Source organism: Pseudomonas sp. PDM04 (assembly GCF_014851765.1).
GTDB lineage: Bacteria > Pseudomonadota > Gammaproteobacteria > Pseudomonadales > Pseudomonadaceae > Aquipseudomonas.
In genome coordinates this window covers 89,153-112,710 of the sequence record NZ_JACVAI010000007.1, presented here as the reverse complement: position 1 = coordinate 112,710, position 23,558 = coordinate 89,153, and the positions used below count along the sequence as shown (strand labels likewise).

The window sequence follows — 23,558 nt, the reverse complement described above, 5'->3', positions numbered from 1 at the left end:
CGGCAAAAAAAACCCCGCCGAAGCGGGGCTGGTTATCCACGACCGTTGATGGCCGACCAGATTTGGCCGCCCGGCTTGAGGTCCCTGGCAATTTGCTCCTGCGCGCCTTGCTTGGCTGCTCGCGCGTATGCCTGCGCAACGGCCTGGCCACCATCGGCAGTACCTCCGCCCTGCCCTTCAGGCACAGGGAACGTCTGTTGAATGACGACCTGGTTGTTGCTCGATCCCTGGCTGCCGCCAACCGACATGACGCCGAGGCGACCGCTCGAAGTGCGGGTCAGCGGCATGATTGCCTCATCGCCCGCCTCACCCATCACGCCGGTCTTACCGTTGGCCATGCCAAAAGCAGTGGGCTTGCTGACGATGGAGTTGGTGAATGCACCGCCCTCGGCGAACATCTGCACGCCAGCAGACCAGGCGCCACCATTCGCCTGGATGCTGCCCGGGGTGAAACCTGAGAGATCCCCGGAGTACCCGGCCTGGGTAGAGCCAGCAGATGAACCGCCACCGAAGTAGCTCACGGCAGCGCCGAACAAGCTGCTCAATATCGCGGAGCTAGCCTGCCGGGTTGCAATCCGCGCCATATCCGCCAAGATCGACTTCGCGAAATCGGCAAACGACAACTTCCCTGTCATGGCGAAGTTGACGATCGCGTCCTCCATGGAGCTGAAGGCGTTGGTGAACAGGCTTTTCGTCTGCCCGGCGACATCCCGGGCGGATTCCAGGTAGTTCTGCCATGCCGACGATGCGCCGGCGCTCCAGTCACCTTGGGCCGCCGTCATGTCGTCGTAGTTGGCCTGCACGGTGTCGCGCAGATCCTGCTGCGTGGCTTTCAGCGCGGCCAGCTTTTGGTTGTGCTCGTCGAGGCTCATACCCCGCGAACCGTCGCCGTACTGATTGGCCAGCTCCAGGCGCTGCTGATTGAATCGGTCGTCGATGCCGTTCTGCTGGTCCGTCAGACTGCGCTGCCGATCACCCTGCCCCAGGCTGGACGCCGCCCGCAGGCCCTGTTGACGTAACGTGTCGACCTGCTGTTTCAGCGCGCTGGTGTAGGTGTTGACGGCCAGGGTCTGCTTGCGTAGCCGGCCTTCTTCATTGGTCGCGATGATCGCCAGTTCGCTGTCGCTGTCCTGCTGAGCCTTGACCATGGCGGTCCGGGCGTCGGCGATCTTCTGATCCAGCTGGATGATCTGAGCGGCGCTCGTTCCTTTTTTCGCCTTGGCAGCTTCGAGCGCGTCGATCTCGGCTTGGTATCCCTGGGCAACTTCGTCGGCCTGCTGCTTCAGCAAGCTGATGCGCTGCTCTGTGTAGCTGGCTTGCGAGATCACCCCGGCCCGCTGCGACGCCTCCAGCTCCTTGTCGGCGTTTTTGTAGTAGGCCAGGGTTTCGGCCAGGGCGTTCTTCGCGTTGTTGAAGCCGGTGGTGTCGACGCTGCCGGCGGGCGTTTTCGGGTCCTTGAACTTGTCGTTGATGTTCGACAGGTTTTTGTCGATCGCCGCCTGAGCCAGGCGCGGGTCGTTCGGACTGGTCTTGCGGATATCATCAAGGCTTTTCTTGTAATCCTTGATCGCTTCAGCGCGCTTTTGCTCGTTGGTCAGCGATGATTTCGTCAGCGCATCGACCTTGATCATGGCCTGCTGAGAGGCAAGCTGAGCCTTAGCTTCGTCGCCTGCTGCCTTGGCTCCTGCCTCCTCTGCCGCTGCTTTGACCTCAAGCCCGCGAATGTAATCCTTAAGGCTCTGCTTACCCTTCTCTCCAATGTATACCGGATCCTCACCGGGAATCCGTTCGCTACCGCCTCGAGTTTCGAGTCGCTCAAGTGCGTCTTTTGCAGTCTGAATGCGGTCAGCGTTTGAGGGCGCGCGCCCAATGTTTTTCAGATTGTCGGCTGCACGCGCGACCGCGTTGTACCCCCTCTCCCAAAAACTCAGGTTCTCGAGGATTCTCGGCGTGCGCTCGTTGATGGCATCCGCGTACTGCTCAGTCGCCAGCTTCACCGCGCCCGCATGGTCACCCTGCTCTTCCAGGGCGGCGATCTGCGAGTAGACCGAAGCCGTCAGGTAGTGATACTGCTCGTTGAGCGCGGCAGACGCCTTGACGGGGTCGTCGGCGAGCTTGGAGAACTCGGCAACCGTCTCACTGACAGCCTTGCCGGTGGCTTCCTGCATCGACACAGCAGCCTGGGTGATGCTGGTGAAGCTCTCGCCAGCGATTTTCCCATTGCCAGCCAGCAGGGCCAGAACCTCGGCAGCCTGCCCAGTGGTGCCGACCGTGGCGCTCACCTGGCGCGCCATGTCGCCGAGCTGTGCAGCGCTCACCCCGGCGTAGTTGCCGGTGAGGATCAGTGACTTGTTGTAGGTGTCCTGCTCTTTGCTGCCTTGGTAGTAGGCGACAGCCAGCGTGCCGACAGCAGCAGTGGCCAGCGCCAGCGGCGCGAGAATGGCCAACAGCCCAGCAGCGCCCGCACCAGCCCCGGCGCCCAGTTGGGCAACGGCGCGAACACCGCTACCCCAATCGCCAGACGACAGCGCGTTGCCGAGCTGCACAACGTTTTCCTGTGCCTGGCGGGTACCGAGGCGCAGTTTGTCGAAGCCAGTGACGGTTTTGTTGAGCTTGTCGTAGTCCTTGTCGATCTTGCTCAGGGCAGTGTTGTACTGGTCCTGGCTGATCCGACCGGCATCCAAGTGCTTGCCCAGTTGCTCGACCTGCGTGTCCAGCTTGGACATGGCCGCGCGGGCCGGGTCGATGGCACCCAGCAGGCTGTTCAGCGCCTTCTGCTCGTCCATGGTGGACTTGGCCAGGGCGACCTGCTGCTTGTCGAGCTGCGCACTGATTTTGGTGAATTCAGCTTCACCGTATGCGCCGGTTTGAGTGAGTTTCGCCAGGCTCTCGCGCTGCTTGGCCAGCTCCTGCGTGGAGGTCGCGCCTTTCGACAGCGACTTCTCCAGCGCCTCCATCTCCTTCATCAGGCCGACAGCGGACTGCTCAGCGCGATCGCCAGCCTTGGTCAGCTTGTCGAGATCGGTCGCAGCGTTGGCGGCATCAGCCGAATCGACCTTGATGCCGAGTTCTGCAATGTTCATCGACTCACCTTGAAAAAGTGCCCGTTTTTACGGGCTGTTATCGCGCGCCTCAGCCATGACCGCGATGGCTTCCGACTCCATGGCCCGGATGTCCTGGAACACGCGGGGGCGATCCTTCGCCGGGACGCCGACGAGCCGCATCACACTGAGCAGCACGCCGTAATCAAGACCTGTTGCGCCGCACGCACCAGTGCGCCATTGAGTTCCCATGGCATCCATGACGAGGAAGGATGGCCAGTTATCCGGCCAGACTTCGAACGTTTCGTCATAGTCATCGGGCGAGAAGCCGAACACCGCCATTTGCTCGGCGGAACTGTCGCCTTCATACAGCGCACGGGCGGCGGCGGTCAGTTTCCCAGGCGGGCTTTGCCGAAGGCGTCGCTGTAAGCCTTAACGACTGCGTCCGAAACGCCAACGCAGCTTTTCACCAATGCGGTGATCGACTCATCGTTGAGTTTGTCGCCAAAGCCCCACGACACCACCAGGTCCTTGATCTGCGCGACACCTTGCTCGACCTCGGCAGCAGTGACCTCAGACATGGTCGACTCGGTACCGTTGAAGCGCTCGCCGAGGGCCTCAGCTTTCTCCTTCCAGGAGTCGAACAGCTCAGCCAGTTCGGTGCGGTCCCGATACTTGAACGTGAACGGGACCATGGCCGGCTTGCCGCCCACCTGGGGGATGGCCACATCAACGGTGAACGTCGGTTTCGGCGCGATGGAAAACTTTGCCATGGGAACCCCTTAGGCGTTGTAACGGGTTGGGCGGGAGGCGAACGACAAGGTGATGGTCCGCGTCATGATGTTGTTACGGCTCAGTGTCGGGGTCGCGGTGATCGACACATAGGCGTAGTAATAGATGGTCGCGCCGCCCGGCAGGTTTGCGCGGATCAGGCGGGGCTCCTTGTCCTCGTCTGCCGCTTCGACAATCGAAACATAGGCCTGGGCGGGATCATCGGCCACAGGCAGCGTCATGCTGCTGGCCGACTTGTTCGTTGGCAGCTGACGGTCATCGTCATCTTCAAGGAAGCCGTAAGTCAGGAACTGCTGCTCGCCGCCGTTTGCGGTGGGCTCGGTGATTTGGGAGATCTGCGTCCAGCCAGTGGCCTCCCGGACAGTGCCCGCGCCAGACCCCACCGGGTAACTCTTCACACTGGTGGTGTCCACGCCCTCAGCGGAGAACTCACCAGTATCCGAATCGATAACTCGGGCAGGTCTGCCATTCAGCTTCGCCCAGGCGGAATCGATCACGATCACGTCGCCATCAGTCAGCCCGTGTGCCGCCGCAGTGAGCACCGCCGGCTTGGCATTGCTGATCGCGGTGAATGCTTTCGGAGCGCTCAGGGTTGCCGCGATCTCGAATGTGGTGCCGTTGGGAATTTTGACACTCATGGGGTTTCCTCTTTGCAGAAATGACAAAACCCGCTCAATGGCGGGTTCTGGGGTTCGCCCAACGGGCTAAATCAGTTGGTGTCGGCGCGGTACAAGAACGAGACCGGTACCGTGTAGGTGGCGTCTACCGATATCCCAGGCCCGGGATCAACCGGGCTCATGGTCACCACGGTCAAAGCTCCTTTCGTGTTGCGCTCATACAGTGGGAACAGAACGGCGATCTGGTCTGCCAGCGCACCGGCCGCGCCGCGGTACTTGCCGGACGGCGTCACGATGCTGACCTGGAACACGCCGGTGTACAGCTTGTGGTCGCCGGCAAGCGTGTTGCTCGCGGTGTCGGCTGGCAGCGTGTAGGCCTTCAGGTAGGTTTCCCCGTCCTTCGGTGCGTAGGCCTCATTTTCGACCACCACTTTCAGCGGCACCGGCAAGGCTTTCGCCCAGGCGATCAGCCTGGCCTCGTAGATCGAAGCGATGATGTTGTGGCTCATACCTGGTTGTTCCTGATGGCCTCCAGCACGATCTGCTGGAAGCGGGCCACAGTGATGCGGACCATGCCGCCGGGTGCCTGGGTCGAATGGCCGAACTCGAGCGGAATCGCGTAGGGCAAGTTGTTCACGATGAAGGCCGTTTCGCCAGCCTTGAACTCAATCGCTCCGTTGACCAGCCGAGCGGTGGCTGCCTCTCCCGTAGGGTCCGGATGAATCCGGAAGCTGTTGTCGGGATAGCCGATCGAGAAGTTCCAGTTTCCCCGGAACCTCCCGCCGACGTAATCCTTGCCGGCGACCAACCCATTCACATTGAAGTTTTGGTCGCGCTCCGTTTTGGTCAGGGGCTTAGCGTACTTCACGCCGCGCTTGAGCTTGCCGGACTTGGTGAAGTTGCTGTCGGTCAGATTGATGACGGTGTTTCGCACCGCGACCTTGAAGTCATAGCCATCGGCCGCTCGGTTGTTGGCAGCCCTGTGTGCGACGTTGGCCGCCCAGATTTCGGGATTCCCCACCGGCGACATGCGAATGACGCTGCTGCCCAGCTCGATGATGATCTCGCGCAGGCTGGCATCAATAGCTTCCGTGGCCTGGGCGGCGAACTCCGCAAGACTCAGCGCGAAGCTTCCGGACTGGCCGGCGCCCGCGCGGCTCACGATCTCACCTGCAGCTCGTACAGAATCGGCGTGCCGGCTGGATTGATCTCTTTCAGCGGCGGGACAATGGACCAGGTGCGCCCCTGGACGATCACCTTGTTCAGCAGATCAGGCGCCCATGCCAGCCCCTGCGCGGCAATCTTGAGTTTCTTGTCGCCCTGCTTGATGAGGCTGTTGTTCTGGAACTCCTGACCGCTGAAGTCGAGCAGGATGCCTTGGGCAGTTTGTTCGGTGATGGTGTCCGGCGGTGCGGTACCAGTGTCTGGGTCGTATTCGCCGACGGTGATTGCCCGAATGGTAACCGGCTGGCCGAACTCTGTGATCATCTCCAGAGCCATCACGGCCATTTCGTCGTAGAAGGTGGCCATGGTTGTCTCCAGTTCGGCTATGCGCGCACCGCGAACAGCCCGCGCTTCTGTAGGTAGTCAGCAAACTGCGTAGCACTCGGCCGATCAGGCGCTGCCGGCAGCAGTCGGCCGCTAGTGTTCGGGATCGTCGCGTACTCGCGATCGACAGCGCCTTCCACGCGCTCGCGGGTAATCGCGCCCTTCCGCTTCTCCACCGGGTCGATATCGTCCTGATGGATCTCGGCGGCCAGGGCCATCTGCCCATACTGAATGCGCGCGGGCAGGTAGTTGTCGGGCTTGATCTCCTGATCCAGCAAGACACCTCGACGTGGCCAGGCCAGCGCCTGGTCGCTCGACATCTTTTTGCCCTTCCAGGTCATGCCGTCCATCGCCAAGGCGGACCGGCGAAGCAGCGCTTCCTGCGCCAGCACTTCCGCCGGGATGACCACGCCGAACTTCACGGCGTACATGGCCAGGTCCTCGGCGGATGCATAGCTTTCGGCGTCAGGTTTGCCGGTACCGTCCTCGATGATGAGTGCCATGAGTTATTCCGCTGGGATGAGTTTGACGAGGTCAGCCTTCGGTGCTTTCGGGTCGAATTCAACCCCTTGAGCGGACAGCCATTCGCGCAATTCTGCCACACCCATCTTCGCAGGATTGGTTTCGGCTTCGCCCTCAGCGTATTCAGGCTTCAGCTTCGCCTTGGGCGGGCTCTCCGCTTCATTGTCGCGGCTTTCCGTCACGTTCGCGTCGATGATGCGCAAGCCGGCCTTTTTGGCCAAGGCCTTCACATCATCCTTGTAGCGGTGAAATGGGCCCGGAAGATACCAGACATTTTTATCAGTCATCTTTGCCACTCCGCTGGGCCAGGGCATTGTGCCCCGGCGCAGTCATTGAAGGTTACTTGGAGGCATCACCGATCAGCGCCACACCGGCGGTGTGCTTGATGCTGGTGGCGGTCTTGTCCCAGTTGGTACCGGTCGCCAGTTCGGCGTCGGTTGGCGACTTGCCACCGGTGGTGGTGTCCCAGGTGTAACCCTTCAAGCCCAGACCGAAGGTGTAATCGGTCTGAACGGTGGTTTCGATACGCTCTTTGCCGTTGGTGGTGCTGACGTTCGAGATCTGGTCACGGTTGTCATGCACCAGCGCAGCGCCGGACACGAGCGACAGGATGATTTCCTTGTTCGGCGTGCCGGCCTGCATCAGCGCTGGGGCATCGGTCACCACGCTGATCTTGCCCAGGATATCGACCACGCGGACGTTGCCGGCGACGAACAGGTTGGTCGAGTTGGCAATGGCCTGGCCAACCAACTTGTGCCAGGTAGTGCCCTGCATCACCTGGGCGACCAGCGACTGACTCGCGTCACCGAACTTCGCGTGTGCGTTGTTCAAGCCTGCCTGAGTGATGCCAGCGGTAGCCGACACGTCGTTCACCGCTGCGGACTGGGCAGTAATCGCGGCAACCAGGGCGGCGATCGCGGTGTTCAGCTCATCCTTGAGCAGAATTTCCGCGAAGGCCCGGGACGCGACTTCCACACCTTGAGTGGTTGGGCGCTCCAGCCAGGTCATCTGCGACGGCTCGTAGCGAACCGGACCGAAGCCGCCGGCAATCTTGACGGACGAGTTTTTCAGCTCGGTCAGATCAGTGATCGGCGCGGCGCCGTTGGCGGCGTAGCGGTCAACACGACGCTGCGCGGCGCCCAGAGTCTGGAAGAAGGACTCCTGCAGGAAATCACCCGTGAAGCCTTCGGCGGAGATGATGATCGCGCCATTGCTGGCAGCGTTGAACGCAGCAGTCATCTGGTCCAGCGTCTCGAGAGTCGCCGGCATGATGTACTGGTTGAAAACCTGCATTTGAGACAGGGACATGGATTATTTCCTTACGATTGAGGGAGATCTGGGAACCGGCTGGCGATCGCCGCCGTACGTTCCGCCTTGGTGCCGCCGATGTTTCCTTTCGGGGCCCCGCCCCCACCACCTGCACCGCCGGCCCCGCCGCCCGATGCCTTGCTACCTGCAATGAGCGGCGCGAACGCCACGTCATTTGCGAATTCTGCTTTCAGCTCGTCCAGCGTTGCCGCCGAGAGCTTGCCCTGTGCGTCGAGGACGACCACAACAGGCTTCCCGTCGCGCTGCTCGACGCCAAGGCGGCGCTCGATGTGCGGCAACAGGGCTTTGGCGCTGCCTGGAATTGCCAGGGCAGACGCGATGTCAGTAGCGGTACGGCCGACGGTCAGATCCCGGATCTGTCCGCTCAGCGTTCCGCGCTCCTGCTCCAGCATGCCGTTCAGCTCAGCTTCGCGACGGTTGTATTTTTCAGTCCATGATCGTTCGAGCTCTTCGACGTTACCGGATTTGCGAGCGGCCTCCTCGCGATCGAGGCGGGCCTGCTCTTCAGCATCCTTGCGTGCCTTGTCGGCGGCCTTCTTCTCGTCCAGCAGTTCCTGGACCTTGGATTTCAAGCCCGAGACATCTTCAGGCTGCGGCAGACCTTCAATGCCGAGCACGAACTTGCCGTCCTTCTCGGTGTAAAGAGCGCGCACGGCTTCATCTACCCCTTCCAGGGTATCCAGTTGGAATTTCAGCATTGATTGTCTCCCAGAGACGTAGGTGCAGGCCCTGCCTGCGTTAGAAGTGCTTTACTGCTATGCGTTGTTGCCAATTTTCTTTTAAGAAGGAGTTACGTAATGACAACAAACACGAATAAAAAACCGAATAACGAGCTCCGCGTAGGGCTGTATACGGGTTTATTCACCCTTTTTGGTGCGTTATTGTCCGCAGGAACTGGTTGGATAATTGCTATCCAAACTTCATCCGCTAGCAATCACCAATCCTGCCTAGTCAGGATCGATGCGAAGGAGGCAATGATACGTAATAAGGTCGACGCATTTTTTGCAGCTCAAGGCAACCTGTATTCGATAGGGTCCCACAGAGTTAAGCCAGATAATGATTTGGAGCAGCGTATTGATGCAGTCGCAACTGCTGCATTTTCATTGAGCTCTTTTTTAGATGACGACATGAACCGGACCCCCAGAATTATCGCCTTACAACTTATAGAAAAGTTCTCCACTGAAAAAACAGAGGAGGAAAAGAAAAACATCGAAAAAAACAATGAAGCCATTGGCGACAACATGGACAAGTGGAACGCGCAATACAAAGCTCTAATGGATAAATTTGAGTCCATGAGGAAAAATTGCTAATCAGATTCCTGCTCTTTCGAATGCCAGCGGTTCAAGAGCTTTCATCTGCACCAGGGTGAGCGGTGCAAAATTGCGATCAAGCTGCAGCTCGGCGAAACGCTCGATGCTCAGGCCGCCTTCACGGAACAACTTCGCCCGAACCGGGCCAATAGCTTTGTCCTGAAACGCCGCCGGTTGTTGTTTAAGCCAGTCGTAATAGCTCAGGTCTGCCCTCACCTGCTGGGCACCTCGGTCACCGATGGATGCCCTGGTGGCGCCCTCGGCGAACAGCGCACTGAAGCGCGTCACCGCCACCACCGTCGAGCGACAGTTGATGTGGATCGGCGGCCTAGGCCCCTCAGTCAGCTTGAACCGGCGCTTGTCAAGCGTCCGGCACTGGCTGGTGGTCTTCGAATCCAGGGTGCTGACCCACTCCACCGACTGCACAACATCGGAGTTCGCCTTCAGCGTCTCCATGCGCGCCTGGGTGGCGACGTGCTGCACCGCCGTCCGTACGATGGCGCTGGCGTTGCGGTTCGTCGTGGCCAGGATGCCGTCGTTGTACTGAAGCGCCTTGGTCCCGCGAATGTTCTTGATGATCTGGAAGTTTGTCTGACCTTCGAAGAAGCCCTGCCTGATCGCGCCTGTGAGGCGTTGTCGCTCTGTAGCAGTGAAGCCATCAATGAAGGTCTTGAGCAGCTTGCCGCCGTCAGCACCGCGCACGCTGAGCGGGTTAGTGAGGATGGCTGCCCTGATTGCAGCAGCACCTGGCACCGCAGCGTCGAACGACACACCGACCGGCGCCGCCCGGGTTAGACTGGTCGCCTCAAACTCGGCCTCGTAGTTGGCGATGTCCACTAGGTCGAGGTTCAGCTTCTCGCTGTACCGTTCGAAGATGCCCAGGAGCATGCTGTCGACTTCGCTCAGCAGCCGCTCCAAGCGGGCGACGGTGTAATCCGTCAGGTCAGCCCGGGTCAGCCGCTCGCGAATCGAGCGATCGATCTCCTTGAGGAAAGGCGCGAACTTCGCGACCTCCCCCGACTTCAACTGCTCGAGGAACACCGCGTGCCGAATCGTGGCATCAAGGATCGCTTGGTTTACCGCCATCCTCGTCTACCTCGTCATCATCCAGATCAGGCCCAGGGTTTTCGGTTTCCAGCTCGTCGCGGATCTGTTCGTCGGTCTTTTCAGGGTCGATAACCCCACGGTCACGCAGGTACTGCCAGAAGTCTCCCGCCGGCAGCTTGCCGCCCTGCACCGCGTTGAACAGCGCTGCAAGGATCGTGGCGTCCAGGGCGATTTGGCTGAAGTCCTGATTGAGCTTGTAGAGCGCTTCGCCCGGGGCATTCACGAACTCGGCCATCCAGACCAGGCATTGGCTGTAGGCCTCGCTGACGTTGCTCACCACCAACGACAGGACGCTGTGCTCAGCGGCGCTGTCGTTGTCGGCTTGGGTCGCGGTCTTCACCGCGCTGCCCCGCTCGATCAATCGGGCGCCGAGAGAAACCATATCCTCTTTCTTGGCATCCATGGCCTCTTTGACGAGAGTGTTCGGCTCAGGCTGAGCAAAGCCGCACGAACCGTTGGCCGGGAGCGTCAGTGGTGCCCGAGAGCCGACATAAATGCCGTTCTCTTCCAAGTGATCGCGCCAGTCCTCATCAAGCCCGGAAATCCAAAACTGTGGCTGTCCGGAGAACCACACCGAATCCTCATAGTCCGCACTGTTGCAGTAGTGGCCGATGTTGAGCACGGCCATGTCGTACAGCGGCGAATCGTCGATGCTGGTGTCGTTGTTCTCGCTGCCCAGGAACTGGAACGGGATCAACTTCCATGGTTGCCCAAGGCCATTCAGTGGCGTGAAAGGCGGAATGATTAACGATGTCTCGCTGCTGCCCTCTTGCCAGACCTCCTGCGTGTAGACGCCGGCGTCGTCCAGGCGCAGCACTCGATACTGCACAACACGCTCACTGCCGAAGCCGTCATCGGTATCGATGTCCACCTCTTCGCGCAAGACAATCAGGCTCAGCAGGTGCTGACCACCGACCTTGCGAGTTTTCCAGTTCCTGATGGCCTCTGCTGGGTAGCTGGCAACGTTCGCCCTGGCGCGTCCGGCCTGCTCATCCGCCTTACTCACCGTGCCTGCTTCGACGGCTGCGTAATCCACCAGCAGCCCGTGGCGACCAACCTCAAGCAAATGCCCGATGACCGATTGCGACTGTTGATAGATGCTCACGCCCTGTCCGTCGATGTCCTTTGACACGTAGTCGAGAGCGCCGGGAACGGTCAGAGTTGGCCAAGTGCGAAACACTGCGCCAACCAGGCTGTGTTTTGTCCGGCCGGTGGCGTTGTAAAACACCGCGCGCTGCTTGTAAGCCTTGTACCGCTCCCGGTTCTCTTTGCTGGTGTCGTGCTCATTGGGCTTCGGGAGATAGACATCGCCACGAGCCTTTATGGTTTCGGACCCTTTGCACACGTCGCGCACCAGCCGCCAACGGGACTGTGCCGCGTCGTACTCCGGGCGGGTGTATGTGACGTCTGCCATTAGCGTGCGAATCCCATTTTGATTGATTTGACCGGCTTCCTGGCGCTCTTGGAGACTGCGAAGTACCGGAAGGCGTCTGCCGGGTGAGAGGACCAGTCATGCAAGGGCTTGTCCTTCCAGCACCCTCGCTTGTCGTCCCATTCCTTGCGGTAGCTCTCCAACGCGGTGATGCCTTCCTCGCACTTGGATTCGTCGAACGCGCATTTGGGGAGGATTTCCCGGGCCTGCTCGATGCCTTCATCGATGCCCAGCTTCGGAACAACCTGGAACGTCATCGAATAGCGCTGGCCGTCGATCTCGTAGCCCTCTCGGGCGAGTTCGCGGCGGGTCTTGCCATCGCTGCCGAATTCCCGGTTGTCGATGTCGTGCGGCCCCCAGTGCTCGCCGTAGGTGTAGCCACGGTCCTTCAGCACCTTCATGTAGTGCCGCAGGCCTTCACCGCTGTTCTGGTAGAAGTCGATGACGTGGTATTCGTCGCCAACGATCCGGACGAACCAGATCGCTGTGGAATCGCCGACGCCGATGTCCCAGAACGTGTGGACCGGTAGGTGGCTGTTGTCCGGCAGCTTCCCGATGCGCTGGGCCGCGTAGAGCTTGGTGAACTGTTTGGCGTAGTAGGCACCCTCTATCGTCTGCTGGAATGCTTCGGCAGGAATCGACGGGTACTCGCGCTTCATGTCGTCGCCGAGGGTCTTCTCCTTGGCGCTGTACCAGGCGCGCTGTCCTGGGTTGGTAACGATCCCGTGCTTGGCGCTCAAGTCGTCGAAGTACTTGGTCAGCCGGTCCGGAATCACCACACCGGCCGGTTCCAACCAGTACAGCGGGTTCCGCCACCAACTGAAAAAGAAGAACTTCCAGTCCAGCAGGCCCAGGGGCACGCCGGCCAATTGCTGCTTCTCGGCAGACTGGCTGTAATCGAAGAAATACCCGGCCCGGCCTTCAGCCGTGGACTCGATGGTGACGAAGCACTCAGCGGCCACAGCCTCGAAGGCACCGGTGACGATCTCACGAGCCTTGTGCGGGAACTTGGCGCAGATCTTCCCGAACTCGGAAACGTGAAGGTAACGCAGCGTGCCGCCCCGGAACGAGGTCGAGACGTAGAGCGAACCGCCCTTGCTGAACACTAGCTCACCGGCAGCATCATTCCGCGCCGGGTTGGCCGCCTTGATCTCTTTCGGCAGGTTGTCGTAGGCGTACTTGACCTTCTCCCGGAACAGGCGCTTGGCATCGTTCAGGGTGTGAGCGATAAGTGCGCACTTCGCTGCTTCGAACAGCGCCGCATCCAACTGGACGATGCACACCAGCGTCGTGAAACCCAGTTGCCGCGCCTTGAGGATGATGTTCCTGGTGTGCATCCCTTGGAAGTAATCGATCTGCTCCTGCGTCATGCGGAAGCGGACCTTCTTCCCTTGCTTGTCAGTGATGAAGTAGAGGTTGTTCAAGCGCCAGTATCGGTCCCGGAGCAGCTTCATGTGCTCGGGCTTCATGGTCAGGCGTCCTTCGATAGTTCGTCCATCAATTGCGAAAGTTCGTCGGCGTCTTTCGACTGCTCCTTGTCATCAAGGCCGAAGGCGGTGCGTTCGAGCACCTGCAGGTTCTTCATGGCCGAGGACAACTGGAAAAGGGTTTTGGCGTTGCTGGGCAACGACACGGCAGCAAGCATTGAAGCCCGGCGCATACCGTTGCTGTCTTCGGAGGTTTCCGCCTCGATGTCTTCTTCGATCTCTTCGCGCCGCTGAATAGTGGAAAGCAGATCATCCATCAGCAGGTTCGCAAGGTTCGTGGCTTTGCGAATGTCACGGCGATGACTGCGAACAACCGTCGCGCCCTCTTCCGCCGCTTCTTCGATGATCTCGGCGTCACGCTCGGGGTTCGCACATTGATCATCGCGAACCTCGCCGCGAACCAGCTTGTTGCGAACCTCTTTGCGCACCTGGTCAGAAAGGTCTCTCGCCCATCCCAGGGCCTTGGCCTTCTTGCGAATCGCGGTATCGCTGACGCCGTTACGCTCTGCGATAGTTCGGATGGAAAGCACACCAGCCCGGTAGGCTCGTTCGATCGCCTCCCAGTCGGGTTGCTTGGCTGTCATATAAGTTCTCGGGGTCTTGAAATAGTGGCTGGTTGCCGGTATTGGTAAGGATCAATTAATAGCAAGGAGAGCCACATGTCCGAGACAATCCACAGCGCAATTTTAGCCGCCGCAGGACCACGAAGTACCCCAGATGCTGCTCGTGCACATGCCGTAGCGGTCGCCTTAGAACTGATTGCAAGCAAGGCCTCAGGCGGAGAAGGCCTCAATATCCCAAGAGAGCTTGATAACCTCTCCAACTACGCAGACCAGATCCAAGAAGCACTGAAAGTTAAGTGATCCACCCGTGCCGCACTCACCTGCGGCACACCTACCCGCTTGAACTCGCAGAGGCGAACAATGCATAGATACGAACTGAGCTACGAGTATGCCAAGGCCCCACAAACAAAAATTGGCGAGGCGCCTGAGCAAATAGATGCTCACGAGCTGCTTCTGGAGGTCCTCGGCCTCGGCAAAGGCGGTCAAATCATCGGCTCCACGTCTCTTCAACACTCACTCGAACTGATGCGATTCACTAACGTCAGCGTTAAATGGCAGTAAGGACGCCACCAAAAACCAATGGTCGTCGTGTGGGCCTCAGCTGAATGGATCGGCAGGCTTGGCAATCGAGCGCACGAACCACATAAAGCCCTGCTGCAAGTTGGTCTTGGCCAACGCAAGCAAGCGCGGATCGACACCTTCAATCTGACCGATCTGCTTGAACAGTTTGCCGGCGTCGGCTTCCAGAGCCTTGATCGAGTTCATGCCGTCGATTTCGGACTGGGTCAGGTCGCGATAGCCGGTAATCTTCTTGTGCTGGTTGTCCATGCTGCTCTCCTCGTCGCGTGTCGCGACACAATTTGCTGATTCGCGAAACGTGTCGCGGATTACTCAGGCTTGCGGCTCGGCAACTTGAAGTCAGTCACTCGGTCAGCAATGGCGCGGATCTTCTCCACACCCAGGAAGCCAACCCAGCCGCCGGCGAATGTGGCCATGCTCTGGGGCAAGCCGAAGAAGTCCAAGCCGCTGATGATTGTCAGGGTTAGCCCGCCACAGATCGCGCCTTCCACCAACATCTGGCGACGCGTGCCACCGCCATAGGTGATGCGCAGGATAGCCATGACGCAGGAAAGCCCAGCCGCGAAGAGAATCGGCGAGTGCTGGCTCAACCACGCAAGCGCTATCGCCCAAGTGTCCGGTTTGTCTGGCATGTTGTGCATCCGGGTATCCCTCCCTTTCGGGAAGCGAAGTAGATCCGGCCCCAGCAGCACTCCCAGCTCGGAGCAATGGGTGTGGTGGAGCCGAAAACGAGAAAACCTCACAGGTGGCGAGGCCGATATTTCATAAACACCACAAAAACGTTGTATTACCACAAAATTGTGGTAATCTGGACTTATCCAAACAACGAGGCGAGGTGATGAAGTACAGCGAGTTCAGGCGATGGTTGAAGGCCCGAGGGGTGATCTTCGAAGCAGGCAAAGGTGGTAGCCACTTCAAGATCTACTACAACGGCAAGCAAACGGTCTTTGCGGATCACGGCTCAAAAGAAATGAAAGAACCGACCCGCAAAGGAATCATCAAACAGCTGGGGCTTGAATGAGCCCCAGCTCACTCGCATTCATCACCCACCAAACATTCAACAGAGAGCCGCCGATTGGAGGGCTAGAAATGTTTGACTACCCAGTAACGATTCACGAAGACGAAAACCCAGGTGTCGCTGTTACCTGCGATGACCTTCCAGAGCTCAACAGCGCAGGTGACGATATCGCCGACGCTTTGCGGGAGTCGGTGGACGGTATCGAGACCGCCCTGTCCATCTATGTGGATCAGCGTCGGTCGATTCCGGAAGCCTCCGTACCCGCTCCAGGACAGCATGTCGTCCGGCTGCCGGCGGTCACCGTGGCCAAGATTATTCTATGGAACGAGATGATGGCTCGCGATATGCGTAAGGCCGATCTGTGCCGACTTCTCGGGGTTTCGCAGACTCAAGGTGATCGCCTGGTCGATTTCCTGCATACATCAAAAATGGAAGCAATCGAGAAGGCGCTTGGCGCTCTCGGCAAACGCATTGCTCTGTCTGTCGAGGCTGCCTGAATAGGTGTGCGCGTCTTTCCGCGCTGTCCGCCAAAGACTGTCTCCGCGTCGACGCCCCAATGCATCGATCTCACAGAACCAGTCTCGCGCCACCCTGCAAGCGTGTGATGGAACAGGGTGCGCGGGCTGCCGGTGTTGATTCCGTACGTCGCACTATCCGGCTATCGACGTCCAGGTTGTCCCGAAGGCTGCCCTGGCTACAGGTAAAATCCAGGCAATAAAAAACCCGCTTTTGGCGGGCTGTGTTGTTCGTTTAAATAGATCGCTGGGCGACTGGTGAAACGTCTGATTGCTGGATTTTATCTGCCGAGAGCAGGCTTCCAAAGCGGAGCGACTTTAAGTGGCCCAATTTTTTGATAACTCAGCTCAGTTAACGTCTTAACGTCGCGAATTGAGAAAGTATGACCAATATCACCGTTCTGCAATTTGGACGTGAGCGCCTTATCTCCGTAGAACCCGAGGACAACCTCATCCTTGGTGCACCAGTAGAAAGCCTCAAGCTCGGCATTTTTTGCACCGTAAGCAGATACCATCCAACCAAAGATAAAGACGATAAACGCCAGTGGAGGACACAACCGAGCGATTCGCCAAAACCTCTGATCTCTTGTCTCTACTGGCCTCGCGTTATCTTGAGGCTCATTGCCCATCTCCGGCGGTGCAGGCGGACTTTTGATTAATAAAAACAGCACAGCAACGGCAGCTACGCAAATCCAAAATATCTTCCAGCCCGCGCTATTAACAAGAGTGATAAGTAAAAGAGCGAACAGCCCAACAATGTGCAAAGCCGCATATGCTCGGTGGATGCCTTTCAGCCATAAAAATCTCAGGGAAAGAGCTACCACTGCAGCCATCGGAATCACCGATGGGTACGCCTTGAGAATTACATCAGCGAAGCCAAACGACCCCAACTGCAGGAAATCAACTGGGGCGTTGAAATATCCCAATCTTCCGATTTCATAGAGTGCAAGGACCCCATAAGAGAAAGGGCCCAGGACCGCAACCAGTGAGACCAAAGTTGTAAATACTGGTGTTTCGAATTTTTTCACGCTCACAAAAAAGCCCAACTTTGGCGGTTGGGCTTTTACTGCACTCCTCAACACGCGCAGGAATGACAGGATGGGTGGATAATGGCTCATTGGCTCACTGCCAGTCAAGCAGCTTTTGTCTCAATGAGTTCCTCTGCATCCAGTAACGTTTGAGCGCACTCCAAAGCCTCATCGACTTCGCGCTCCAGAGCCTTACGGATGTCGCGACGCCAGCGCTCCTGAGTCTTGATCGGGTGCGGCTCGTCCGACCAGTTGTCCATCTCATACCAGCCGGCGGGCAGTACGTTGGTCGAGCGTTTTCCGTCGACGCCGGCGAGCTTCGGGAGAGCCCAGGTCACGATCGCGCAATGCAGAAACCGCTCCGGCGCCGGTGAGCGCATAACCTTCGTCAGCTCCGCGATCGCTGCATGCTTGCGTTCGGTGTGCGTGGAGTACTTCGCCACCAGCGCCCGCCAGTGCGCCGCCGACAGCGACTTGTGCAGCCGGCCGAACACCCAGCAGTCGGTGAGGAATGCAGCCTCCTTTCCGACGATCTCCCCCTTCTGCTTGGCGCATTGAACCTTGGGCTCAAAGTCGCAGCCGCCGGCAGAGTTGATGGTTTCGGCGGCCAGCGCCCGAACAACTGCGGATACCACGTTGCGATAGGTCATGCTGCTCTCCCCTTCAGCTCTCTGGTCTTTGCCCGGTATCGAGCCTTGATTTCTTTCAATTCATCGACGGTGTACTTCTTCACCGACTGATCCGACTCCAATTCATCCACGGCGGCCTGGCCGATGCGCGCGATCAGGCCAATACGGTAGTCCACGGCGTTGCCGGACAGAAACCGGTTGTCTTGCTTGCTTTGTGCATGGCAGTTGCGCTCATCAAAGCGCAGGTGCGGCGCTGATCCAACGCTGCGGTAATGGCCGGCATCTACTGCGTTACCGCTCCAGTCCAATGGCTTGCCGCTGGAGATGCAGAGATGGCCGGCGGCCTTGTCCCGGGCGCGGATGTATGCGTTGAATGCCTGCTGAGCCTCACGCATATGGTCGCCACGGGACTTCAGAACCTCCTTGCGAACCTTGATCTCGCGGCGCTCGACCTGGTCCAGCGACTTGCGCGCTCTCTCCTGGTGGCGCGGTGCGTCTATGAGTGCGCATGCCGGGCTGCATACCGCCTGACCCAGACGCCGGGGCACGAATGAGGCCTTGCACGTTGCAACGCGGCATTTCTTCGGCTTGGCTGGCTTCCGTTCGATGGTCATACAGCCTCCTTGGCTTTATGCAGCTCTGGGGTAAAGTCGCCCCTTAATGGCATCAGGTCTGTCGCCCTGAAGAATCCGTAGCCGTCTTCATCATCACGCCCAACGACCCAGCCCGCGTGCGGAGCGAACCACAAACAGCCATCGGGCTCGATAGCCCCCTCCCCGGCAGGAATGAACACGACCAGCGAAACAGTAGCCATGGCCGGAATCTGATATTTCGAAACCAGCGTCAGTGCCAGGTCGCCCGGCTTGAAGTTATGGTTCATGCGGCCTCCTGGCTCAGCAGGTCATCGAAATACACGCCCTGTGGAGCGAAGCGCGCGACGATCCGGTCGGTGTAGGCGATGCCCTGGGCACGGTTGAACAGGCTGGTCACCGGGAACCCGTCGGGGCCGAACAGCTTGCAGCCGCCCATCATGGACAGCTTCGTTTCGTACGGCAGGTGGCGCATGACGCGGTACCACTCAGCCTGAAATCCGGCGTCCTCGTTCAGCAGGATCTGCACGCCGATGTGCAGCTTGCAGTAGTGGCGAGCGTCGGAGGCGTCACCGAGCTGCGTCATCTCGGCAATGCGCTTGTACATCGCGAACCACAGCCGGTTTTGGTCGAGCGTACGGTCCTTGCCCGGGCGCAGTGACACCACGACGAACTTCTCGTCGCGGTACATGGCGCTGAGCGCGGTGATCGCCTGGGAAAGCCTGGCGGTGCTGTTGACGCTGATCTTCTCGCTCATGGCAGCACCGCCACAGCGATGAGAAATGGGATCAGGCCGATGGCGAACCCCAGCAGAATTGGAGGCAGAGTCATCGGGCACCTCCAGCAGTGGCAGTGACGTGCCCAAGCTCACCGACCACCTCGCAAGCAATCGAGAAAGCTGGGTCACCCAAATGGGTGGTGCGCATGATTCTCGTCATTCCGCCAATCAGCGCCTGGTTCTCTGCCAGCAGTTCCAGCGCCACCTCCTCAACGGTTTTCTCGCCGAGGAATTCCTGCAGCAACTCGGTGTTGTGCTTCCAGTCTGCGCAGTCGGTGCGGTACGAGGCTGCTTCGGCCCAGAGCAGTTTGTGGAGTTTCTGTTTGTCGATGGTCATTGCGAGATACCCTTCAGCAGCTCTTGCAGTTGCTTCAGTTTGCCCACAGCCTCGGCATTGCCTTCACGCTCCTGCTCGACTACAAGCGCGACATCCTCAACTCGACCAGCCAAGCGCTTGAGGTTATTGGCCATCCCAGCGATTTCTCCGGCCAACTCGCTCAACATCTCCAATGGGGTGCCCTGGGCTTTCTTCTCGGAAACGACTTCGAGTTTCAATTCTGCTTTGGCCATGCTCGACTCCTGATTCTTCTGCTTTGCGTCTACGGCGATGCGCTGGAACTGGTCGCGCCCTGATTTTTTAACGAGGCCGGAATCCACCAGGCTGACCAAGCAGCCCGAGACAATCCGGTTGTCCGGCGTGCTTCCGGTCAGGTTGCGCATGGCCGTCATGACCTGGGACGAGGTCCAAGGCTCATTGATCGGCACGCACTCGTAGACCTTCTTCGCTACGCCGGTCTGGCCCTGCATGAGGATTTCTTGTTTGGCGGGAGTCATCAGAAGCGCTCCCTGAATTGCGCAATGGCCTGCCGGGCTTTGCGTTTGCGCAGATACGTATCGACTCGACCGGCCTGGGCCTTCTTGAGGCGCTGGCTGTCCAGTCGGGCTTTGGCTGCATCGACGACCCGGCGGACTTCGGCGAGCTTTTCGCGAAGGTGTGGCGAAGCCTCGAAGGCCGCACCGGTCAGAAGCCCGGCGATGGCCTGGCCGTCGGTGGTGATTGGCGCGATGCGCAGGTCTGCCAAGTACTGGGTGCCGGCCTCTTGCGTGATCAGCTGCATGCGCACCGCCGACTCAATCGCCGTCACTCGTCGCACTGGGTCATGGCCAAGCGAAACACTCCAAGACACCGGAACCGCCTCGGCGCGAGCCTGAGTTACCAGGCGTTCGTAAGCACTCATGAACGCCATACGGGCCCCAACCTTGTCACCCAGCCGAAGGATCGGCGCGGCGGCGGTCATGGCTTGCTGGATCTCGGCGGTCAGCACCACAGTTTCGCTTTCGTCGTGTCCGCACAAAGCAATCGACCATGCCTCGTCCTTGCCCGGGCGACCGTCGGCCACCTGGACGCGCTGAAGGATGTCGGCCATGGCCAGCTTGCCCTTCACCTCGAAGCGGCAGGCTTTCAGCGCAGCCTTCACCACCGGCACCGGATAGGAGCACAGGTCCTCGGCCATCATCGCCGCAGTGCCTGGGTTCATTTCCTGACCCATGGCCTCGGCGGTGGCGCAGATGGCAGCAGCGAGCCCGGCAACCTGCTGGTCGTTCATTTCAGAGGTATTCATTGCGGTCACCTGCTTGGCGCTTGGCCAGAACCATCTGGGCGGCCTGCTCCGCTGCGGAGTGGTTTGCCTCGGTCCGCTCCATCTGGCGTGCGGTTGTCCCGTTGATGCGTTGCCCGGTCACCCACTGGGTGTGGTAGCTCTCGGCGTTGGCCAGCAGCTCGTTGAGGCTGTGGCACTTGCGCAGAACGGCGGCGTCGCTGGTCTTCAGGAAGTGAGCGGCGACGTGATGGGCGACATCGGCGCCGAGGCGGTCGACCAACTGGCCGAGCTGGCCACCGACTTTGGCGTTCCACACCGGCCAAGCGCTGTAGCGTTTGCGGTAGGCCATGGCGTAGTTCGCCCAGACCTTGAAGGTTTTGCAGGTCTGGTCTTTGGGTCCGGGCATGTCGGCGGGAATCTCGACGCGGGGAGCATCGGTGCGATCAACCACCAGCACCAGATTGCGGGCCGGCTTGTCCGGGCCGTCTTGCAAGTCCTGACTGGTATCCTGATTGGTACCCTGATGATTGGTATCCTGATTTGTCGGAGATTTTTCCGACCCTGGCTCGGATTTTTCTCCGACCTTGCTCGGATTTTTTTCCGAGGTAGGTCGGATTTTTTTCCGACCTTCGTTCTTCGGTGGGGTCGGATATTTTTCCGACCCATCAAGTTTCTGGTTCCACTCAATCGCCTTATCGGTCAGGCGAAACAACGTGATGTTCGAGGTGCTGGAAAGCTCAATCAAACCGGCCTCTTCCAGGGCCTTCAGCATGCGGTAAGCGGTGTCCGGCTTGTCAGTTAGGAGGGGCAGCTCCTCGATGATCTTGGCCTTGCTCAGCGCGAAGAAGATCCCAACGTCCGTCTTGATTGGCTTGGTCCAGCTTGGGCAGCCATAGACGAAGGCGAACAGCAGGGCCTGCTGGGAGTTCAGCCCCCACTCCAGCGCCTTCACCTGGTTGATCGTTACGGTGAATTGCATATCAGGCCTTCCCGACCAATTTGGCCAGTTCAAGGAAGCGGTCGACGTACCAGTGAGGCTGCGTCTCGCGTGGAGATTGAGGACTGGTAAGATTTTTGCCGTAGGCCAGGCCCTTCTCGGTCACAGACCAGAAGTCGACCATTTCCTGTTTGGAGTTTTTGCGCTGCAGTTGCTTGAGAAATCCCTTGGCTGCGAGGGCGCGATTGAACGCCGCCGGCGCGTAGCGAATCCCATGGTCTTTCAAGAGGGCCGTGGCCGACTTGGTGGGCATCGAGGAGCCGCCGGCAGCATCCGGCGCGGCGTCGACGGCGTAGCCTGGTAGAAACTTCGGGTCCAGGCCGTTGTTCTGGGCAATCTTCGTGAGCATTGCCATCTGGCAAGACGCCGCCGGCTTCAGCAGCCGCGTGAAGCACTCCATGATGGCGATCTCGCCGACAACCTTGGTGCCGTTGAGCAGCACTTGTTCGCGGGCGCCCTGCTGCTGTTCCAGCTCCCGCCAACGGCGAATCACCTTCATGCGCAATGGGGCGCTGTAGCCCGTGAGAAGGCAGTCGGTGTGTTCACGATCGAGCAGGTATTGCACCTGTTCGCGGTTGCGGCCGTCCAGATAGATGTCCTCAAAACTGAGTGCATCTACTTTCAGGTCTTTGAGCATTGCAATGATGTCCCGCTTCACGTTGTCGTGACGTTTGCCGGTGACGTTTGCGATCTCACGGGAAGACATGGTGGTACGCGACACGTTTTCAGAATTTGCAAATCGTGTCGCGACATCGGTTGGGGGATTGCTGAAATTTGGCTGGCTCTGCATAATCGGCCTCATCAAGTTGTAATGAATCAGCCGGGGCGCAATCCCGGCTTTTTTGTGCCTGGGTTTTAGGCGATAGATTTCAAACTTGGGCGATGCTTCGCCAAAAGCGACTCGGCCTTCCGGCCCAGCTCCCCTGCCCGCGCTTCTACTTGGCGGCACTGAGTCACGAAAGCCGGCAGATGCGGCAGATCGGCTTCGCACATCACTTGGTCATCGAACACTTCGCTGCCGGTGTCGATGACATCACCGAGCGCCCGGATCAGCGCGCCAAAGCTCTTGTTCGCACACTGCTCGCTCTGCATTTGGCGGGCGCCGGTAAGGCCGTGGCGGCCCGCCAGCTCGTTGATGCAGTGATCGCGAAATTCTGGCTCAAGGGCGTTCACCCAAGACTCTTCAAGCCACGACGGCATTTCCTGATCGCCGGTCAGCCAGCGCTGAACACGCTTGAGCCAGCGACCGGTCGCTTTCACGAATGCGCTTACGTCGTTCTGGCGGGCCAATTCGTCGAAGTCAGGCACCTTGGCCATTTCGATCTTCAAGGCCGGAACGCGCAGGTAAATTTCCCGGCTCAGCGCCTGGGCGAAATCGTCCTGGCTCAAGCTGGTGCGGGCGATCTGGTTTTGAGCATGAGCGACCAGCACCTGGTCACGGGTTTGAACGCTTTGTCTTGAACTGGACGTATTCATGGGGCTCTCTCGTTCGTATTCTGGGTTCATGCCAAATCGCTACTACTGATCAGGGACGCATCCATGACCGACTCTTCAGAACTGCAGGGCGAGATAACCGCCCTTTGCTGCTTTGTGGCTGCCCTGGCATCCACCCTGCCCTTGTCTTCTCAGCTCAGGCTTTGGCCTGCGTTTGAATCGAAGGCCGATCTGTTGCGTACCCAGCTGGGCCGAGATGCCCTCCGAGGCTTCGAGCAGGCGACGATCTCGCTCAGCTCGAAGCGGGTTTAAGCGGCGGTTTTGGCTGGCTCAGTGCTTCGCAGGTAGGCCCAATCAATGTCGGGTCGAAGCTCTTCGCAGGTCACAAGCCCTTTTGATTCGCGGTCGATGTTGATGGCTAGGGATGCGCTTGGCCGGCGATTGCCATAGGCAACCTGCTTCAGCTGACCTGCAGTCGTAAGACAGGCGACTGCGAAGGCATCCAAAGCGGCCTTTCCCAACGGCTTGATAAATTCGTGCAGATTCATATGCACCTCCAATGTCTAGCGACAGATTAGCGTTTGCTAATGCAACACGCAATAGCAAACAGTAATTTACTGTTTGCTAACGGAAGGCGATTA

Annotated in this window: 34 protein-coding genes; 5 read left to right on the top strand and 29 right to left on the bottom strand. The window is 59.2% G+C overall.

The features are described 5' to 3' along the window. Positions 1-32: 32 nt before the first annotated feature. The 11 genes from IB249_RS25155 to IB249_RS25105 form a co-directional block, all read right to left on the bottom strand. Positions 33-3,083, bottom strand: coding sequence for a phage tail tape measure protein (locus IB249_RS25155; protein WP_192308449.1), 3,051 nt, complete (start codon positions 3,081-3,083; stop codon positions 33-35). A gap of 27 nt (positions 3,084-3,110) precedes the next feature. After that, positions 3,111-3,383 carry a DUF1799 domain-containing protein gene (locus IB249_RS25150; protein ID WP_192308448.1) on the bottom strand — a complete coding sequence of 91 codons (273 nt, stop codon included), beginning with the start codon at positions 3,381-3,383 and terminating at the stop codon, positions 3,111-3,113. A 47-nt stretch (positions 3,384-3,430) separates the two neighbouring features. Beyond that, entirely contained in the window at positions 3,431-3,814 is a 384-nt protein-coding gene (locus IB249_RS25145) for a phage tail assembly chaperone (protein ID WP_192308447.1), read from the bottom strand. Between the two features lie 9 nt (positions 3,815-3,823). Further along, the gene (locus IB249_RS25140; protein WP_192308446.1) at positions 3,824-4,471 is read right to left on the bottom strand and encodes a phage tail protein; all 648 of its coding nucleotides are present in this window, start codon (positions 4,469-4,471) and stop codon (positions 3,824-3,826) included. Positions 4,472-4,542: 71 nt separating this feature from the next. Next, complete coding sequence (locus IB249_RS25135; RefSeq protein ID WP_192308445.1) at positions 4,543-4,959, bottom strand: phage tail terminator-like protein; 417 nt, start codon at positions 4,957-4,959, stop codon at positions 4,543-4,545. Further along, positions 4,956-5,612: a hypothetical protein gene (locus IB249_RS25130; protein WP_192308444.1), complete on the bottom strand. Its 657-nt coding sequence runs from the start codon at positions 5,610-5,612 to the stop codon at positions 4,956-4,958. Before IB249_RS25130 ends, IB249_RS25135 begins: the two co-directional genes overlap by 4 nt. Continuing rightward, entirely contained in the window at positions 5,609-5,980 is a 372-nt protein-coding gene (locus IB249_RS25125; protein ID WP_192308443.1) for a hypothetical protein, read from the bottom strand. The genes IB249_RS25130 and IB249_RS25125 overlap by 4 nt, the downstream gene beginning before the upstream one ends. A gap of 17 nt (positions 5,981-5,997) precedes the next feature. Further along, complete coding sequence (locus tag IB249_RS25120; RefSeq protein WP_192308442.1) at positions 5,998-6,501, bottom strand: DnaT-like ssDNA-binding protein; 504 nt, start codon at positions 6,499-6,501, stop codon at positions 5,998-6,000. 3 nt (positions 6,502-6,504) lie between these two features. Beyond that, entirely contained in the window at positions 6,505-6,807 is a 303-nt protein-coding gene (locus tag IB249_RS25115; protein WP_192308441.1) for a HeH/LEM domain-containing protein, read from the bottom strand. Between the two features lie 52 nt (positions 6,808-6,859). After that, the gene (locus IB249_RS25110; protein WP_192308440.1) at positions 6,860-7,828 is read right to left on the bottom strand and encodes a major capsid protein; all 969 of its coding nucleotides are present in this window, start codon (positions 7,826-7,828) and stop codon (positions 6,860-6,862) included. Positions 7,829-7,839: 11 nt separating this feature from the next. Further along, complete coding sequence (locus tag IB249_RS25105) at positions 7,840-8,547, bottom strand: hypothetical protein (RefSeq protein ID WP_192308439.1); 708 nt, start codon at positions 8,545-8,547, stop codon at positions 7,840-7,842. Positions 8,548-8,646: 99 nt separating this feature from the next. Between IB249_RS25105 and IB249_RS25100 the strand changes: the two genes are divergently transcribed. Beyond that, complete coding sequence (locus tag IB249_RS25100) at positions 8,647-9,159, top strand: hypothetical protein (protein WP_192308438.1); 513 nt, start codon at positions 8,647-8,649, stop codon at positions 9,157-9,159. Here the strand turns inward: IB249_RS25100 and IB249_RS25095 are convergent, their stop codons facing one another. The 4 genes from IB249_RS25095 to IB249_RS25080 are packed head-to-tail and all read right to left on the bottom strand — an operon-like array spanning position 9,160 to position 13,769. Then, entirely contained in the window at positions 9,160-10,245 is a 1,086-nt protein-coding gene (locus IB249_RS25095) for a minor capsid protein (RefSeq protein ID WP_192308437.1), read from the bottom strand. It lies immediately after the preceding gene. Continuing rightward, positions 10,220-11,680 (bottom strand): DUF4055 domain-containing protein, encoded by a 1,461-nt coding sequence (locus IB249_RS25090; RefSeq protein WP_192308436.1) that lies wholly within the window; start codon positions 11,678-11,680, stop codon positions 10,220-10,222. The genes IB249_RS25095 and IB249_RS25090 overlap by 26 nt, the downstream gene beginning before the upstream one ends. Beyond that, on the bottom strand, positions 11,680-13,167 hold the full coding sequence (locus IB249_RS25085) for a terminase (RefSeq protein WP_192308435.1): 1,488 nt from the start codon (positions 13,165-13,167) through the stop codon (positions 11,680-11,682). The genes IB249_RS25090 and IB249_RS25085 overlap by 1 nt, the downstream gene beginning before the upstream one ends. Positions 13,168-13,169: 2 nt before the next feature. Then, positions 13,170-13,769 (bottom strand): hypothetical protein, encoded by a 600-nt coding sequence (locus IB249_RS25080; RefSeq protein WP_192308434.1) that lies wholly within the window; start codon positions 13,767-13,769, stop codon positions 13,170-13,172. Positions 13,770-13,844: 75 nt separating this feature from the next. Here IB249_RS25080 and IB249_RS25075 point away from each other — a divergent pair, with 75 nt between their 5' ends. After that, the gene (locus IB249_RS25075) at positions 13,845-14,048 is read left to right on the top strand and encodes a hypothetical protein (protein ID WP_192308433.1); all 204 of its coding nucleotides are present in this window, start codon (positions 13,845-13,847) and stop codon (positions 14,046-14,048) included. A gap of 297 nt (positions 14,049-14,345) precedes the next feature. Here the strand turns inward: IB249_RS25075 and IB249_RS25070 are convergent, their stop codons facing one another. Then, positions 14,346-14,576, bottom strand: a complete 231-nt coding sequence (locus IB249_RS25070; protein ID WP_192308432.1) for a hypothetical protein — start codon at positions 14,574-14,576, stop codon at positions 14,346-14,348. Positions 14,577-14,635: 59 nt separating this feature from the next. Further along, on the bottom strand, positions 14,636-14,968 hold the full coding sequence (locus IB249_RS25065) for a phage holin, lambda family (protein ID WP_192308431.1): 333 nt from the start codon (positions 14,966-14,968) through the stop codon (positions 14,636-14,638). 197 nt (positions 14,969-15,165) lie between these two features. Between IB249_RS25065 and IB249_RS25060 the strand changes: the two genes are divergently transcribed. Further along, the gene (locus IB249_RS25060) at positions 15,166-15,348 is read left to right on the top strand and encodes a type II toxin-antitoxin system HicA family toxin (protein ID WP_085637950.1); all 183 of its coding nucleotides are present in this window, start codon (positions 15,166-15,168) and stop codon (positions 15,346-15,348) included. A gap of 68 nt (positions 15,349-15,416) precedes the next feature. Beyond that, positions 15,417-15,842 (top strand): type II toxin-antitoxin system HicB family antitoxin, encoded by a 426-nt coding sequence (locus IB249_RS25055; RefSeq protein WP_192308430.1) that lies wholly within the window; start codon positions 15,417-15,419, stop codon positions 15,840-15,842. 299 nt (positions 15,843-16,141) lie between these two features. On the opposite strand, the gene IB249_RS25050 is transcribed toward IB249_RS25055, so the two are convergent. From IB249_RS25050 to IB249_RS25000, 11 genes are all read right to left on the bottom strand, one after another. After that, the gene (locus tag IB249_RS25050) at positions 16,142-16,978 is read right to left on the bottom strand and encodes a hypothetical protein (RefSeq protein ID WP_192308429.1); all 837 of its coding nucleotides are present in this window, start codon (positions 16,976-16,978) and stop codon (positions 16,142-16,144) included. A gap of 14 nt (positions 16,979-16,992) precedes the next feature. After that, positions 16,993-17,538, bottom strand: a complete 546-nt coding sequence (locus IB249_RS25045; RefSeq protein ID WP_192308428.1) for a hypothetical protein — start codon at positions 17,536-17,538, stop codon at positions 16,993-16,995. Then, positions 17,535-18,131, bottom strand: a complete 597-nt coding sequence (locus tag IB249_RS25040) for a recombination protein NinG (RefSeq protein WP_192308427.1) — start codon at positions 18,129-18,131, stop codon at positions 17,535-17,537. The genes IB249_RS25045 and IB249_RS25040 overlap by 4 nt, the downstream gene beginning before the upstream one ends. Then, positions 18,128-18,397 (bottom strand): hypothetical protein, encoded by a 270-nt coding sequence (locus IB249_RS25035; protein WP_192308426.1) that lies wholly within the window; start codon positions 18,395-18,397, stop codon positions 18,128-18,130. Before IB249_RS25035 ends, IB249_RS25040 begins: the two co-directional genes overlap by 4 nt. Next, the gene (locus IB249_RS25030) at positions 18,394-18,864 is read right to left on the bottom strand and encodes a hypothetical protein (RefSeq protein ID WP_192308425.1); all 471 of its coding nucleotides are present in this window, start codon (positions 18,862-18,864) and stop codon (positions 18,394-18,396) included. The genes IB249_RS25035 and IB249_RS25030 overlap by 4 nt, the downstream gene beginning before the upstream one ends. A gap of 70 nt (positions 18,865-18,934) precedes the next feature. Continuing rightward, positions 18,935-19,222 carry a hypothetical protein gene (locus tag IB249_RS25025; protein ID WP_192308424.1) on the bottom strand — a complete coding sequence of 96 codons (288 nt, stop codon included), beginning with the start codon at positions 19,220-19,222 and terminating at the stop codon, positions 18,935-18,937. After that, on the bottom strand, positions 19,219-19,719 hold the full coding sequence (locus IB249_RS25020) for a hypothetical protein (protein ID WP_192308423.1): 501 nt from the start codon (positions 19,717-19,719) through the stop codon (positions 19,219-19,221). The genes IB249_RS25025 and IB249_RS25020 overlap by 4 nt, the downstream gene beginning before the upstream one ends. Continuing rightward, complete coding sequence (locus IB249_RS25015) at positions 19,719-20,507, bottom strand: hypothetical protein (protein WP_192308422.1); 789 nt, start codon at positions 20,505-20,507, stop codon at positions 19,719-19,721. The genes IB249_RS25020 and IB249_RS25015 overlap by 1 nt, the downstream gene beginning before the upstream one ends. Beyond that, positions 20,494-21,465, bottom strand: a complete 972-nt coding sequence (locus IB249_RS25010) for a phage replication protein (RefSeq protein ID WP_192308421.1) — start codon at positions 21,463-21,465, stop codon at positions 20,494-20,496. The genes IB249_RS25015 and IB249_RS25010 overlap by 14 nt, the downstream gene beginning before the upstream one ends. A gap of 1 nt (position 21,466) precedes the next feature. Then, positions 21,467-22,273, bottom strand: coding sequence for a Rha family transcriptional regulator (locus IB249_RS25005; protein ID WP_412548026.1), 807 nt, complete (start codon positions 22,271-22,273; stop codon positions 21,467-21,469). A 65-nt stretch (positions 22,274-22,338) separates the two neighbouring features. Next, positions 22,339-22,959: a hypothetical protein gene (locus tag IB249_RS25000; protein WP_192308420.1), complete on the bottom strand. Its 621-nt coding sequence runs from the start codon at positions 22,957-22,959 to the stop codon at positions 22,339-22,341. 63 nt (positions 22,960-23,022) lie between these two features. On the opposite strand from IB249_RS25000, the gene IB249_RS24995 reads away from it, so the two are divergent. Further along, complete coding sequence (locus tag IB249_RS24995) at positions 23,023-23,229, top strand: hypothetical protein (RefSeq protein WP_192308419.1); 207 nt, start codon at positions 23,023-23,025, stop codon at positions 23,227-23,229. Here IB249_RS24995 and IB249_RS24990 read toward each other — a convergent pair. Continuing rightward, the gene (locus tag IB249_RS24990) at positions 23,226-23,465 is read right to left on the bottom strand and encodes a transcriptional regulator (RefSeq protein WP_192308418.1); all 240 of its coding nucleotides are present in this window, start codon (positions 23,463-23,465) and stop codon (positions 23,226-23,228) included. The two genes, IB249_RS24995 and IB249_RS24990, sit on opposite strands and share 4 nt — an antisense overlap. Positions 23,466-23,558 lie beyond the last annotated feature (93 nt).